Annotated in this window: 9 protein-coding genes; 1 reads left to right on the top strand and 8 read right to left on the bottom strand. The window is 41.1% G+C overall.

Annotated features, from left to right (window positions below):
* Positions 1-61: 61 nt before the first annotated feature.
* The gene (locus B2V92_RS01130) at positions 62-889 is read right to left on the bottom strand and encodes a sensor histidine kinase (protein ID WP_293304064.1); all 828 of its coding nucleotides are present in this window, start codon (positions 887-889) and stop codon (positions 62-64) included.
* A gap of 390 nt (positions 890-1,279) precedes the next feature.
* Between B2V92_RS01130 and B2V92_RS01125 the strand changes: the two genes are divergently transcribed.
* Entirely contained in the window at positions 1,280-3,694 is a 2,415-nt protein-coding gene (locus B2V92_RS01125) for an outer membrane beta-barrel family protein (protein ID WP_293304062.1), read from the top strand.
* Positions 3,695-3,832: 138 nt separating this feature from the next.
* Here B2V92_RS01125 and B2V92_RS01120 read toward each other — a convergent pair whose 3' ends face one another.
* From B2V92_RS01120 to B2V92_RS01090, 7 genes are all read right to left on the bottom strand, one after another.
* Positions 3,833-5,128 (bottom strand): esterase-like activity of phytase family protein, encoded by a 1,296-nt coding sequence (locus B2V92_RS01120; protein ID WP_293304060.1) that lies wholly within the window; start codon positions 5,126-5,128, stop codon positions 3,833-3,835.
* Positions 5,129-5,452: 324 nt separating this feature from the next.
* Entirely contained in the window at positions 5,453-6,355 is a 903-nt protein-coding gene (locus B2V92_RS01115; protein ID WP_293304059.1) for a metallophosphoesterase family protein, read from the bottom strand.
* 156 nt (positions 6,356-6,511) lie between these two features.
* Positions 6,512-8,377, bottom strand: a complete 1,866-nt coding sequence (locus B2V92_RS01110) for an alkaline phosphatase (protein WP_293304058.1) — start codon at positions 8,375-8,377, stop codon at positions 6,512-6,514.
* Positions 8,371-9,894 carry a RagB/SusD family nutrient uptake outer membrane protein gene (locus B2V92_RS01105; RefSeq protein ID WP_293304056.1) on the bottom strand — a complete coding sequence of 508 codons (1,524 nt, stop codon included), beginning with the start codon at positions 9,892-9,894 and terminating at the stop codon, positions 8,371-8,373. Before B2V92_RS01105 ends, B2V92_RS01110 begins: the two co-directional genes overlap by 7 nt.
* 11 nt (positions 9,895-9,905) lie before the next feature.
* Complete coding sequence (locus B2V92_RS01100) at positions 9,906-13,205, bottom strand: SusC/RagA family TonB-linked outer membrane protein (protein WP_293304054.1); 3,300 nt, start codon at positions 13,203-13,205, stop codon at positions 9,906-9,908.
* A 169-nt stretch (positions 13,206-13,374) separates the two neighbouring features.
* Positions 13,375-14,319 carry a FecR family protein gene (locus tag B2V92_RS01095; RefSeq protein ID WP_293304052.1) on the bottom strand — a complete coding sequence of 315 codons (945 nt, stop codon included), beginning with the start codon at positions 14,317-14,319 and terminating at the stop codon, positions 13,375-13,377.
* 63 nt (positions 14,320-14,382) lie between these two features.
* A complete protein-coding gene (locus B2V92_RS01090) occupies positions 14,383-14,946 on the bottom strand; it encodes an RNA polymerase sigma-70 factor (RefSeq protein ID WP_293304050.1) in 564 nt (187 codons plus the stop codon).
* Positions 14,947-15,398: the final 452 nt, after the last annotated feature.

Raw genomic sequence — 15,398 nt, 5'->3', positions numbered from 1 at the left:
GTTTAGGGTTTAGGGTTTAGGGCAAATTTAAATGCGATTAGAATGTTTTTCAAATTTATCATTAGAGATTTAAAATCAAAGTGCTTTTGTAGGTATTTCCATTGTTGGAAATCAACAGTTCGTGTTTCTCGGGATAAATGAGGTCTAACCTACGGTGGATATTCACCATCCCTACGCCGCTCGAATGGTCTTTTTGCCCATGGCTGATCTTATTGCTCACCTCAAAACTTAAACGTTTGTTCTGCACTTTCAGTTTAATACGCACGGGTTGACCTTCGTCATTTACCACACCATGTTTAAAAGCATTTTCAACAAAAGGAATCAGTATTAATGAAGCTATTTTCTGATCGCTGATGCCTTCGGTTACAAAATCGACATAAAATTTGGGTTCGAAACGCATTTTAAACAGTTCAACATAACTTTCCAGGTACTCTACCTCTTTATCCAAACTCACTTTACCATCAGGACTATCGTTTAAGGTATAACGCATCAGATCAGACAAACGTAAAACCGCATTGGCCAGTTTATCTGAAACGGGAATAGCGAGCGAGTATACATAGTTTAAAGTATTATACAAAAAGTGTGGATTGATCTGTGATTTGAGGAATGAAAGTTCGGCCTTTACCACTTCTTCTTTGAGTTTACGGTTAACCTGCTCGGATTTGAAACTCTGCTCAATACCATAAACCGCAGCAGGCACCACGATAAATGCGATGCTCCAATAAATGTTATCGGATATATAACCCCAGGCGGTAACCCCATCTCCATAGTTATGGAAACCGAACCATTTTAAGTAAAGTACCTCTTCTATTAGATACCTAAGCGAGATAAATACTGCCATGGTAAATAAAATGCCAGCGATTAAATGCGGTAATTTACTCTTTTTCAAAAATTTTGGGTATACCCACAGGTAACAGATATAAAATTCTATCAATTGGATAAAATTCATGGAGACATTAAAAGCAATCTTTATAAATGTAGTTCCTGAAATTAAGACACCACCATAAAAATAACCCAATACAAGCAACCAGCAGAGAATATGAATGGAAATGGTTTTTATTGTTTTCATGCCATAAAACTATACAAAGCTTTTTTAACAGCATACTTTCTTATGCCAAACCAGCAAATAATTATCCCAACCCATACTTTTTAAGGACCAACACCATTTATTATGCAAAAATGCATTGGGATAATATTTTAAGGCGTTGGGATTATATAATTTATAGGCTGATGCGGGCTGATCATCTTTGGAACATCAATTATAAAACAAACATTTAAGATGAACCGCTTATTAAAAACCGCCATTTTTACCTTATTCATTTTCGGAATTAAAGCTGCTTCCGCCCAGAACATTAAAGTATCCGGAACCGTTACAGATAAAAGTAATAAAGTACTCGATTATGCCTCTGTAGCCTTAATCCACCTGCCCGATTCGGCCTCGGTTGCACTACAGGCCACCAACCAACAGGGTATATATGAATTTAGCCAGGTTAAACCTGGAAAATATTTAATCAAAGCTTTAATGATGGGTTTCGATAAAAATCAATCTGCCGTTTTCGAGGTTAAAGACGCCAATGTTAAAATCCCTGCAATTGCGTTAACAGACCGTTCGCAGAACCTGAAAGAAGTAAATATTATCTCTAAAATGCCGGTAATCGACCAAAAAGCCGACCGCGTAATTGTTAATGTAGAGCAGATGAATACTGCGGGTGATAATGCACTGGAAGTGATCAGCAGATCGCCGGGCGTAAAACTGGACAAGGATGATAACATTGTACTGAAAGGTAAAAAGGGAATCAATGTAATGATTGATGGAAAGATGAGCTACATGACAGGCCTTGAACTTACTACTTATCTTAAATCGTTACCGGGATCGGTATTGAGCAAAATAGAACTGATTTCGAACCCACCTTCTTCTTTTGATGCTGCAGGTACGGCAGGTATCATCAACATTAAACTGAAAAGGAATAAAATGCAGGGTTTTAACGGCAATATGAACGTTGGCGGAGGTTATGGCCGTTATGAAAAAGTTTATGGAGGCACCAACCTTAATTACAACATTGGCAAAGTAAGTACCTATTTACGTTTAGATGCTGGCCATTACAACTCGTACAACAGGTTAACACTAAACAGAACTATTGGAGAAGAACAATATAACCAGCTTAATTTCTGGCACCCAGTTACCAATAGCTTAAACTATTCTACCGGTGCAGATTATTTTATCAACGACAAAAATACGCTTGGTATAATGGTTAAGGGTTATACCGCGCCAGAAGAAACGAAGGTAAACAGTAATTCGGTAAACTATAATTCGGCCGGGACGAAAATGGGTGGAACGAGTATGTTCAATCCGCAGAGCAATACCGAAAAAAACCATGCCTTTAATTTAAATTACCGTTTAAAAACAGATACACTAGGTGGCGAACTGGGTGTTGATGCCGATTATGTACGCTATGATAACAGCAGGAACGAAACCTTTACCAACAATTACCTTGATGTAAACGACCAACTGATCGGTGCTCCGATCGATCTGCGCAACAACGGTATGGGCAAGGTATCTATTTATTCGATAAAAGCAGATTACACCTTAAACCTGAACAAAAAATTAAAAATGGAAACAGGCTGGAAAAGCAGTTGGGTGAGATCGGAAAGCGATATACGTTTCGATTCGCTGAAAACTGCAGGCTGGATCACCGATCCGCGCCGTACCAACCTGTTTTTGTACAACGAAAACATCAATGCAGGTTATTTATCATTAGACCAGAATTTTAAAAATTTACAGATCAAGGCAGGTTTACGCGCCGAACAAACTTTGGGAAATGGCAGTTCATCAGGAACAAATACGCTGATCGACAGAAAATACTGGAAGCTTTTTCCAACCGTTTTTGTTTCTTTAAAACTCGATTCGAACAACCTGATTACTGCAGCTTACCGCAAAAGTATTAACCGTCCATCGTATAGCAGCTTAAATCCTTTTACCTTTTATACCGATCCTTATACCGCTTTACAGGGAAATCCATTGTTACAGCCATCGTATGCAAACAGTTTCGAATTTAATTACTCGCTCAAAAATTTCAGGGTGTTAACTTTGAGTTATTCGGTTAACAATGGATCGATATGGGAAGTGGCTTATCAGAACGATGTAACTAAAGAAACAATCTCGAGACCGGAAAACCTGAGCCGAACCACCAACTTTTATATGGCTACAGGGAGCCCGTTTGATATCACCAAATGGTGGAACAACAATACCGAAGTTTCGGCTGGATTTAACCGTACACAATCGGCCGTACAGGGTAATGGATACAATGCCTTTTCATGGAACTGGTCGGTAATGATGGATAATACCTTTACCTTACCTAAAAACTATAGCATAACCACCTATGCTTATTACGATTCGCCTTCGGTTTCGGGCCTATTCCGCAGTTTGGGAAGTTACCAGCTTAATGTAGGTGCGAAAAAAACTTTCTGGAATAAAAATGCAACACTGGCTTTAAAGGTTAACGATATATTTAATACCAGTGCATTTAGGGCAAACCTGGAATATAACAACATTAAAACCTATTGGAAAAACGAATGGGAAAGCCGCAGGGTAAACCTGAGTTTCAGCTATAAATTCGGTAATATGAAAATCAAAACCGCAAGGAAAAGAAGTACCGGAACAAGTGACGAAGAGAACAGGGTTGGGAAGAATTAGAACTCAAAAAGTCGTCATTGCGAGAAGGAACGACGAAGCAATCTTAAAGCGATGGCTAGTAGCGATTGTTGTAAGATTGCTTCGTCGGCTGAAAAAGCCTTCTCGCAATGACGGTATCTCTGAGACAGTATCTCTAAATTAAAGCTTAATCTTCACAAAATATAAACGGTTTCTATCAACCGAATTAGTAAAAGGCAAAATTTTCTGGGCAAAACCACTTGCACCGTTATCTACCACACCAAAATCGTCATCGTTGGAAATCACCAGAATGTTACCCGGCAATAACGCTAAACCTTCTGCCTTATCGTGCGGATAAATAGAAGGAAGGTCTTTTAAAAGATCCAGCACTAAAGTTTTGCTCACAGGTGTAATTCCTGCTCCGCTTAAACCTGTTGCATTGTTCAGTTCTTCTACGGTTTTACCACCATAAAGTTTACCTGTAGCACCATTGTTGGCGTCAGAAATGTCGGTAGCGCCGCTGATATCGATTTTGAAAACTTTTTTAAATGCGGCCGGATTTGTTGCTGCTCCTCCATACAAACCATCACGCTCAATGGTTAAAAAAGTAGTGCTGTTTACCGCAACAATATCGCTCACGCCTGTTAAAGTTATATTATCCATTAAATAAGCGTATTGTTTAGTCGTGCCAGTGGCGATATCGAAAGTTAAAATCCTTAACACAAGCGAATTGGCAACAGCACTTTTAGAAGGATTGTACATGGGCGACTGCATCATGCCCACCAAAGTTTTTCCATCAGGGGTAATGGCTAGGCCTTCCATACCACGGTTCGCTCTTCTATTGGCAAATACTGCCGGAATTTTACGTCCACCGGTTCCTGTTCCAAACGGGTTAATGCGTTCGATGGTTTTACCTGTTGCATCAACGTGTACAATATGCGGTCCGTATTCATCGCTGATCCAGAATGATCCATCAGCTGCCCTTACCAAACCTTCAGAATCGATACCATCAGCACTTGGTGCAATTAACTGTCCGTTTAAATCATAAGCGGTTTCGCCAGAAGCACCCATTCCTTCAGGATTAGGTAATCCATTCAGTTTATTACCGGCAGCATTTTTTAGTTCGATGGTTTGTTCGAGTACCAGTTTGCCATCTTTTAACCTGAATTTACCGATCTGTGGATCAAAATCAGGTTTTCCGATGATGATGGAGTTGGCTAACTGTCCGGCAACGTTCGATCCCCTGTCGGTCATCATGTAGAAAACATCAGGTGAATTAGGATCAGCAGCTACAGCCGAGCCAAAACCACCGTTATATACTTTTACGCCCACAGCAGTGGTAAAAAGTACCGAAGGATCGGAAACTTCGGCCATTGCAGGGTAGGTAAAATCTGTTGGTGTTTCATCGTGGTTCTTTTTGCACGATACCATACCGATAGATGCAGCGGTGATCAGGGTGAGTAGATCTCTTTTCATATTCTTTTTTGAACAAAGCAAGGATCTGGATGTGAAGGCAATGTTAAGGGAATAACAATAATAGTTTTAGCAGAAGAGTTGATCTATCTGTATAAATAGTTTGCGTTTATTGCTGTTGACCATTAAGAAATTAAGGACATTAAGGTTTTATAAATTCTGTATTTTAAGCAAATGACCGAGTGCAAAGGATTAAATGCGATCGTCATCCTGAACTTGTTTCAGGATCTAATTCTGAGCTTATCTCTAAAAGAACTAGATAATAAATCTGTACTAAAAAGACCCTGAAACAAGTTCAGGGTGACGATCCGCTTTGCGAAATACGCGTTAATAATTAACATATCGCTCTTCAAAACTACCATCATCGTATAAATCAATCAGGCCATAACCCGGTGCGGTTTCTCTCCTGTTTCCCTCCCACCATGCACCGGATACGGCACCGTTGCAGAGATAGGTAACACCATTGTAGATTACTTTATCGCGCATGTGCAGGTGCCCGCTTACACATAACTTTACATTTGGGTGCTGATAAAAAAGATTGATGATTTTAGCGGTATCGGTATGCATATCGCCACCCAGCATAGTCCATTTGTTTACAATATCATCTTCGATCATTAACAGGGCTGTAAGAATCGGAATGTGCGACATTACCATCACTGGCATCTTTTTATCGGTACTTTCCAACTCGTTTTTTAGCCAGTTTAATTGTTCATCGCCCAATTTGCCAATGTACCAGGTGTTATCGATATCGAGGTGGGTACTATCCAGTACGATAATTTTCCAGCCGTTTTGTACCAAGCTGTAGTAAGGTTTAACCAGCAGCAATTTATCCATGGCGTATTTTTTACCGTAAAAAACATCGCCTTTGCTATCCTCATTCCACCAGATATCGTGGTTACCCAGGCAATAGCGCACCGGAATACTGCATTCGTTTTTCATGATTTCCTGTACCAGTTTCCATTGACCGTTAATGGTATCGATATTTTCCTTATTCATATCGAAAACAATATCTCCGCCGTTTAAAATCAAATCTACTTTAGGCGATTGGGCCTGTAAATGGTGCAGGCATTTGGCAAACCTCGCTGGTGCATTAAATTGGTTTTTCAGGTGGATATCCGTTAAGTGAGCTACCCGTAAAACAGCTTTTTTATCTGTTACTAACGAAATTGAGGGCAATGCTGGCAGCAAAAACAGGCCACCTATATTTTTGAGTGCAGATCTTCTTTCCATTATGTTTTATTTGTGGGTTAAAATTAACAAGGCTATGTTACCTTAACATGAATTAAAAAAGCGGTGCTGTGGATTAATAAATTTAACCACAGATAAAAAGGATGCACACAGATATAAATCCGTGTTTATCTGTGTGCATCTGTGGTTAAAATTGACTCATTTAGCTTTTGCTAAACGGTAAGCTTTGATGATTTTATGAAAAATCTGGTTGTTAGCATAAACGCCGTCGAAATTCTGCGAGCCCGGGCCATAAGCAAAAACGGGCACCAAAATACCGGTATGATCGTTGGTACTGAATTCGCCCCTTACCATCCCTTTTTCTGCTGCACCATCTAAAAGTGTTAATCCGCCTGTTTCATGATCAGCAGTTACAATAACCAATGTTTCGCCATCCTGATCGGCAAAACGCAATGCTTCGGCAATGGTACGGTCGAAATCATGCAGTTCGGTAACGAGATAAGGTAAATCATTGGCATGCCCTCCGTAATCAATCTGCGCACCTTCGGCCATGATAAAGAAACCAGTTTTATTTTTCGATAAAATCTGGATGGTGTGCAATAACGATTTTTTAAGCATATCGCCACGGCCTTTTATTGCAGGCCGGGTAGCCGAATCATCCAGTAATACCAGTTGTTTGCCCGCATTTTGCTTTTCAAAATCAGTTAAACTGTTGCTTACCTTAAAGCCTTTTGTTTTTAAATCGGCCAAAAGATTGCTGTTCTTATTCTGTTCGAATGCTTTACGGTTAGAACCAACCAAAATTTCAGTCTTGCTGGTTAACAGATCGTTTGCTATTGCTTCGTTGTAAGAACGATCGAGCTGGTGCGCATAAAAAACTGCCGGCGTTGCATCGGTAATATCGCCTGCACTGATGATACCACTTTTTACGCCGAAACCGGCCAAAGTATCAACCAGATTGGTTTTATTCTGATCATCAGGCCCCATGCCAATGTAACGGTTATTGGTTTTATAACCTATTGCCATGGCACTACCGCCCGCAGCCGAATCGGTATTACCGGCATCGGCCGCAGCAGTTTCAGAAAAACCAATGTTATGGAACCTTGCCATATTCAGGTCGCCATGGTTGGCAATTAATCCGGCGTGGATTGCAGCCAGTCCCATTCCATCACCTATTAACAAAATAACATTTTTAGGCGCTTTATTTTGTCCGTCTGATTGATATGTTGGAGTATAAGGCGTATAAGGTGTCGGGTTGGTATAACTGAGTTTATCCTGATGCAGATAAAAATCTTTCAGTTTGGTCGGTTTATCTGTATTAATCCAATCTGCACCAAGCCTTTCGAGTACAATCCAGGTGTTCGGACTATCCTGCGAGGCCCAGAAACGGAAAGGTTTGCCCTTTTGGTGCGCATTGTTGATTGCCGCCCTCATTTTTACCTCATCTGTTTTGGTTGGGTTGCCTTTTCCATTCCATACGGTATGGTTTTTCAGGTCATCGCTGATCATAGCTACCCTTGCCAATTGCGCCTCGGTATAAAAGGTTGTTGGCCTGCCGTCGAAAGATAATTGCTCATCATAATCCTTAAAATCGGCCGGAGCAGGCATATCGCCGCTAATGACAATTTTTATGGCATTGGCATTCTTTTTTGCATCGAATACTTCTCCATAAGCTTCGAGTTCTTTCAGCAATACTGGCAATACGTGTTTGTAATCTTCTTTTACATCAACCACCAATTGCAATTTTAAAGCCGCATTGGCATAAGGATGATTTCCTTTTGCTTTAAAAAACTGTGCAAGCGGATCGAGGTATATTTTTTTAAGTGTAAAGCCGGATTTGATTTCTGAAGCCTCGTGCGCTACAAATAGTGCTCCGTCTTTTAAAAAAACATCGGCTTCGATAGATCCCATTTCGGCATAATAAGCAGTTAAAAGCGGGATTTCCTGTTTATAATCGTTATGACTGTGCCCGCGGTTTGCATTTAATTTTACCTGGGCAGATGCGCTTTGCAGCCCCAGCATAAATGCCAGCGCTGCAAAGTTTATCCCTATTCTTTTTACCATCCCGGATTTTGTTTAATTACACCTGCACTGTTATCGATCTCTCTTTGTGGTACTGCCCAAACATCGTGTACCTGTGGGTTAAAAGTTCTTGCCGGCCAGATTACAGTGCCGTCAAAATCGTGCAATGGTTTAGCATAAGCAGCCTGTGCATCACCCCATCTTACCAAATCGCGGTGACGGTCGGCCCACTCGCCTGCCAGTTCGTTACGGCGTTCGCGTTTAAGGTCGTCAATCGTCATTCCTGTTTTAGTCCCCAGGCCTGCACGTACCCTGATTTTGTTCAGTTCGGTATCGCCAGCTCCTGCACCACTTAAATTAATAGCTGCTTCGGCTTTGATCAACAATACCTCGGCATAACGCATTAAAGGCACGTTTAAGTCGGTTGTTCCATTATCACCGTTAGGATTAACGTGTGATGGAATAGGATTAGCGTAAGAAAACGGCTCCATGTATTTTTTAAACTGGTAGTTTGAGGTTGCACCAGCATCTTTAGTGAAACTGCGCTCTGCCCCGAAGAATGTAAATTTATCGCCAGGTTTTAAGATGGTAGCTTCCCTGCGCTGATCGCCGGTTTCGTACGAATCATAAAGTTCTTTGGTTGGCAGGTAATAACCCCATCCGTTATAAATACCCCAGGCTTTATTGGTTAACATTACGCCTGGTAACTTGCTGCCCCAACCTGTACCGCCACCGCTCGGTGTACAAACCACCGACCAGATATACTCTTTAGACCAGTTGTTGGCTGCTTTGAAAACATCGGCAAAACCAGTATTAACTAAATCGTGCTGACCTGAATTAATTACCATATCGGCATATTTTGCAGCGTTGGCATAATCTTTTTTGTACAGATACACTTTAGATAAATAAGCCCAGGCAGCCGTTTTATGTGCTTTACCATAATCGGCAGGTTTCATTGCCGAAAACAAAGGAAGGTTATCAGCCGCTTTTAACAATAATGAAATGATGTAATCGTAATTTTCGTTTACATTTTTTGCACGGGCAATGGGTACCGAAGGATCGGTTTCGGGGGTAACAATCGGAACACCGGCTTTATCGTTTCCGTAGTTTGCGGCCAATTGGAAGTATACCAAACCAGCATTGAAATAAGCATCACCAATGATCTGTTTCTTTAACGTTTCGTCCATGTTGATACCCGGTACATTGATAATAATATCGTTGGCACGTTTAATAATGGCATAACGCATGCTCCATTGGGTTTCGGTATAACCACCACCAATATAGCTACGGTTAAAGTTTTTAATGTTATCAGCCTCTGGCTTGTTACGGCCAGTAACCATATCATCGCTGGCATTGATAAACCAGAACATACCACGGCCATAAAAATCTTCGGCGTTGTAGTTATCATACATTCCGCCTTCGGCTTTCAAAGCATCTTCTTTTGTTTTCCAGAAATTCTGTGCCGATGGAGAACCTTCGGGCGTAATATCAAGCTGTTTGGTACATGAAGAGAAAACAGCAAGTGCGGCAAATGCCATATATTTTAAATTCGTTTTCATTGTTGTTGTGATTATAGATTTACACTTAAACCAAGGATGAAGCTTCGTGCCTGCGGATAACGGCCAACATCTAATCCGTTGTTGTCCATACCGATCTCCGGATCAAAGCCTGTATATTTAGTAATGGTGAAAAGGTTGTTTGCCGTGGCATAAATCCTTACGCCACCTGTTTTTAATTTATTGGCAATCGATTTTGGCAAACTGTAACCCAGGGTTACGTTGCGGATACGCAGGTAAGAACCATCTTCTACATAAAAATCCGAAGCGTTAAAGTTTCCATTGGCATCACTTGTCGAAATAATCGGCACTTTACCACCTGGGTTTTCCGGCGACCATGCATCTAAAATTCCTACCAGTTTGTTGTATGAAGGACCGCTGGCGCTATAAGTGGTACGTTTTACAGCATTAAACAGTTTATTTCCCTGTACACCTTGTGCGAAAATATTAAAATCGAAGTTTTTGTATGTAGCATTAAAGCTCAATCCATAAGAGAAATCAGGATAAGCACTACCTGCAAAATAACGGTCTTTGCTATCAATTGATCCATCACCGTTGATATCTACAAATTTAAAATCACCTGCTTTTGCATTCGGCTGGATTTTTTGTCCGCTGGCATTTTTGTAGTTATCAGCTTCTGCCTGACTCTGGAAAATACCATCCGTTTTTAGCACATAATAACTGTATAACGGCTGCCCTACCCTAATGGCAAGTGGTGCAAGCTCGTTACGGAAGTTGGTACCTACCGCAATGTTTTCTAAACCTGGAGCCAGTTCTTCTACTTTGTTGTTAATTTTAGTCAGGGTAGCATTTACTGAATAGGTGAAAGCTGTATTTTTTTCACTGTTGTAGGTTAGACCCAACTCAATACCTTTATCTTTTACAATACCTGCATTAATGGTCTGTGTGTTTAAACCGGCCGTTCCGGGAAGGGCCCTGGTTAAGATCATTTTGTTGGTTTCTTTGATAAAGTAATCGGCCACTAAATTAAATCTGCCAAATACCGCTAAATCAAGTCCAACGTTGGTTTGTTTCGATTCTGCCCAGGTAAGGTTTTTGTTGGCCAATACCGTTTGTACATAACCGTTCTGTAAAGTTGGCGTTTGTCCGAAATAACTTTGCGTAGCATTTAACAAAGGATTAACCGCTGATGAAGAAAGACTTCCCAGATTACCTAAGATACCATAACTAGCCCTTAATTTAAGTTCGTTTAACCAGCTGGTGTTCTTTAAAAAGTCTTCTTTGCTGATTACCCAACCTGCAGAAACCGATCCGTAATTTTTGAACCTGTTTTCTTTGGCCAACATTGATGAACCATCGCGACGACCAATTAATGATAAAAGGTATTTTTCGCCATAGTTATAATTGGCTCTTAAAAATAATGAAGAAAGTGCTTTTGCATCAAAATAACTTGATGATGGCTGAATTACGGTTGCATTTACCAAATACCTGTACTGCGCCGATTCGTCATCAAAACCTGCACCCGATGCATATAAACCGCTGCTTTTGGTTTTCTGGAAGGTATAACCACCGGTAAATTCTAACTGGTGCTGGGCAAAAGTAGTTTTATAGTTTAAAATCTGCTCTGCTAAAAAGTCGTTGGCCTTATCGCTTCTTTCAACCAAACTATTGCTTAACACCGGTTTTCCAACCTCTGGTCTTTTAGGCGTAAAGCTTTTAAATGCAGCGTCAGATTTGGTAACGCTTAAATTAGATCTGAATGTTAAACCTTTCGCCAGTTTAACATTGGCATAAGGGTTAATCACCAACACATTTACCGGGTTGTTGATATCGATACGCATTAAATCGGCAACAGGGTTAACAATATCACCATAATCGCCCGCATAAGGGCCTGGTAAACCTGCAAAACTGCCGTCGGCATTATAAGGTGTAGCATTTGTAGGGTAATAAATTGCCGAAAGTAAAGCACCGGTATAATCGCTGCTGGTATTGGCACCGTTTCCGTTGGTGCTGCTGTACGATAGGTTTTCGCCTACTTTTAACCAATCGGTAACTTCGTGTTCGGTATTGATCCTGAAATTGTAACGTTTGGTTTTGGTATTTAACACAATCCCTTCTGCATTACGGTAATTGAAACTCAGGTAGTAATTCGATTTCTCGCTACCACCGTTTATAGCAGCATTGTAATCCTGTAATAATCCATCTCTAAAAACTTCGTCCATCCAATTGGTACGCGTAACCTGTCCGTCAGGGTATTTAGTGGCATCAAAAGAAGGCAAAATCGTAGTTCCGCCGTTTTTAGCAGCTGTTGCTGCCACTTGCGAACGTTGCTGCGCATTTAACGATTCTAGTTTTTTCCACGCGCTCTGTTGTCCGATTTTAGCATCGAAACTGATCTGCATTTTACCGTTTTTACCTTTTTTGGTTGTAATCAATACCACACCGCCTGATGCCCTTGCACCATAAATGGCTGCAGATGCATCTTTTAACACCGAGATTGATTCGATATCGTTAGGGTTGAGGTTTGGCGTACCCGAAAAAATAGATCCATCGATTACATAAAGTACGTTTTCACCATTGATACCACCTGCACCGCGGATGTTGATACGTGGGGCTGAGGTTGGATCGCCACCCTCGTTGGTTACAATTACACCAGGGGTTTTACCGGCCAGTACCTCACCTACGCTGTTTAATGAGCGTGAAGAAAGTTTATCCAAACCCACAATGCTGATTGCACCGGTTAAGGTTTCTTTCTTTTGAGTACCGTAACCTACCACCACCACATCGGCAAGGGTAGAACGTTCTTCTTTCAGTACAATATTGATCACCTGGTTTTCGCCAACTTTTACTTCTTTGGTCTGATAACCGATCATTGAGAACGAAAGCATGGCATCGGTACCCACTTCGATACGGAAGGCACCGTTTCCATCGGTAATGGTACCGCTCTGTGTGCCCAATACTTTTACCGAAACGCCCGGAAGCACCAAACCGGTAGTATCGCGTACTACCCCGGTGATAATCCTGTCCGGTTTGTTCATCACCGCGTTGTTCAGGATTACGTATTCGCCTTTTTCCAAAACCTGAAGGCCAAGTCTGTCTAAAAGTGATCTTACCGGTTCAGTAGTAAATTCGCCACTTACAAACATATTTTTCTGTTGTAACTGATCGGGGTTGTATACAAAGCTAAGTCCGGTACGCGATTCGATTTCTTTGATGATTTCGGTCATTTTACGGCCTTTGTTTATCGTAATGCTAACCGTGGTTTTCTCTAATTTTTGCGCCATACCTGCCGAAGCGAGGATAGAGCTGCAAAAGATGCAGAGGATTGTAAATGTTAAACATGAGTATTTCATGATCTTATAAAGAGCTGGTGTCCTCTTAGCGGAGGTTGTTTTCATTGCTTAATTTGTTTGATTTTGTTTTTTGTAAAGCTTTAATTATGCTGGCCCTGCGACCAGAAAGAAAGATTGCGGCAACCGATCTGACCGGTACCGTAGATAATTTCTATACCATATCCTTATCTCATCTGTATATATTAAATGTTTTATGATTTTTTGATCCATTGAACCTGAGGTGGTGGAGACTGCAGATAATATCCAGAATCTCCTCCGGCGATTGTTTGCTACTAAAAGAAGCAGTTGTTTTAAGTTTAGCCAAAGTGCTGTCGTTCAGCAAAATTTTAATGCTGTAGGCATACTGGAGTTTGTTGATTACCTGATCGAGGGTTGTGCCATCAAAAGCAAACTCAACAAAAGCAAGGGCCTTGATTTTACGGATAGCAGCACGATCGGCCTTTTTATCATAAGTTAAAGCCTCATCTTTAACCAGTGTGCCCAGGTTCTTATTCTTATTGCTTACAGCAACTTTACCCGTCACTACAGCAACTTCGAACTGCTTACTGGCCTGGTATGATTTTACTTTGAAAGAGGTGCCTAAAACTTTAATATCGATTCCTGATGCGGTATGTACAGTAAAAGGTCTGTTTTCCTGGTGGGCAATATCAAAAAAAGCTTCGCCTTCTTTTAATGCAATCTGGCGGTTGTTTGAAGCAAATACTTTAGGGTAGCTTAATTTTGCAGATGGGCCAAGCAATACCATCGAACCATCCGAAAGCGTAATGCGCTTATGCTCCGTTGATCCGGTAACCACGGTAAGTTGAATTTCGGCTGATTTTTCTGGGCTACTGATTTTCCATATGGTTAACCCAAGCGTAACCATCAGCAATATTGCAGCGGCAATTTTGCCAAAGTATTGAAGTTTTAATACTTTAGTGGCTTTTGGCTTTTCGTACATAGCCGCATTAAGACGAACAAACATCTGTTCTCCTATTGCAGCTTTTTGATCGGCTGATACTACATTTTTTAAATCGAGCGTGGCATACCACTCTTCAACCTTTTTTTGTTCTTCCGGACTTGCCTGCTTATCGAGATATTTCTGCAGCAGTTCCTTTGCCTGTTCTTCTGTCATTTAAATACATGTCAGTTGAAAAGCAAAGAGGTACTAACCAAAAATGTTATCAGTAAATTAACTTTATGTTAAGCCGATTAAAGCAGCAATTAAGAGGATATAGGAAAGACTTTTTTTGAGGAGTTTTAGGGCAGCAGAGATCTGGTTTTTCACAGTCTGGACAGAAATATCCAGTTCTGAGGCGATTTCTTTGATGGATTTCTCCTGTTTTCTGCTCATCGAAAAAACCTGCTGCATTTTTTCGGGCAGTAATGCAATAGCGGCATCTACCTCAAGATGGAGCTCCTTTAATATCAGTTTATCATCAGCAGCAATGGTATCTTTTTCGTCCATCAATGCCGCAAGTGCCGTTTGGTGTTGTTCTTTAAGGTTACCTGATCTGAAATAGTTGATTACTTTATATTTTACGGCACCATGCAGGTAAGCGCCTAAACTTGCCGACAGGTTAATCGTTTTACGATTTTCCCACAGCGAAATAAAAATCTCCTGGGTAATATCCTGTGCCAAAGCTGCATCGCCCGTTTTTTTAAGGGCAGCATCAAAAACATCTTCCCAGTAAACCCGGTAGATTTCTTCCATGGCCTGATGGCTTCCGCACTGTAAAGATGAAAGTAAAGTTTCGCTCAAGGGATGCTGCTTTTTCGCAGCAAAGCTACCAGCTCAATATTCCCTTATTATTAACAAATCTTAAAGAGTAGATAATGTAAGATGGAATAAGTCCGAAAGTCAGAGGTCCGAAGTCGGAGGTTTGGGTGATAAGCGATAACCCGGTGGTTAATGAGGGAAGAGGGAAAATGGATGAGGGAATAAGTCCGAAAGTCAGAGGTCCGAAGTCGGAGGTTTGGGTGATAAGCGATAACCCGGTGGTTAATGAGGGAAGAGGGAAAATGGATGAGGGACATCATTCTGCGTTGATCAGCGATATCCGCGGGAAACAAATTGTCTATAAAACGGCGTCATCTCGACCGGAACGCTACCTGTATCGATTTTACATCAGTAGTGGAATAAAGATCCTTCGACTCCGCTCAGGATGACAGACTTAATAAAAACGGCGTCATCTCGACCGGAACGCAGTGGAG

This window comes from Pedobacter sp. UBA5917, assembly GCF_002432345.1.
Taxonomy (GTDB): domain Bacteria; phylum Bacteroidota; class Bacteroidia; order Sphingobacteriales; family Sphingobacteriaceae; genus Pedobacter.
This window is presented reverse-complemented; position numbering and strand designations above follow the sequence as displayed.

What these genes read in the sequence shown, in the direction of transcription:
- B2V92_RS01105 (WP_293304056.1), bottom strand. Translation starts at nt 9,894, where the DNA reads ATGAAAACGAATTTAAAATATATGGCATTTGCCGCACTTGCTGTTTTC.
- B2V92_RS01120 (WP_293304060.1), bottom strand. Translation starts at nt 5,128, where the DNA reads ATGAAAAGAGATCTACTCACCCTGATCACCGCTGCATCTATCGGTATG.
- B2V92_RS01110 (WP_293304058.1), bottom strand. Translation starts at nt 8,377, where the DNA reads ATGGTAAAAAGAATAGGGATAAACTTTGCAGCGCTGGCATTTATGCTG.
- B2V92_RS01115 (WP_293304059.1), bottom strand. Translation starts at nt 6,355, where the DNA reads ATGGAAAGAAGATCTGCACTCAAAAATATAGGTGGCCTGTTTTTGCTG.
- B2V92_RS01125 (WP_293304062.1), top strand. Translation starts at nt 1,280, where the DNA reads ATGAACCGCTTATTAAAAACCGCCATTTTTACCTTATTCATTTTCGGA.
- B2V92_RS01095 (WP_293304052.1), bottom strand. Translation starts at nt 14,319, where the DNA reads ATGACAGAAGAACAGGCAAAGGAACTGCTGCAGAAATATCTCGATAAG.
- B2V92_RS01100 (WP_293304054.1), bottom strand. Translation starts at nt 13,205, where the DNA reads ATGAAATACTCATGTTTAACATTTACAATCCTCTGCATCTTTTGCAGC.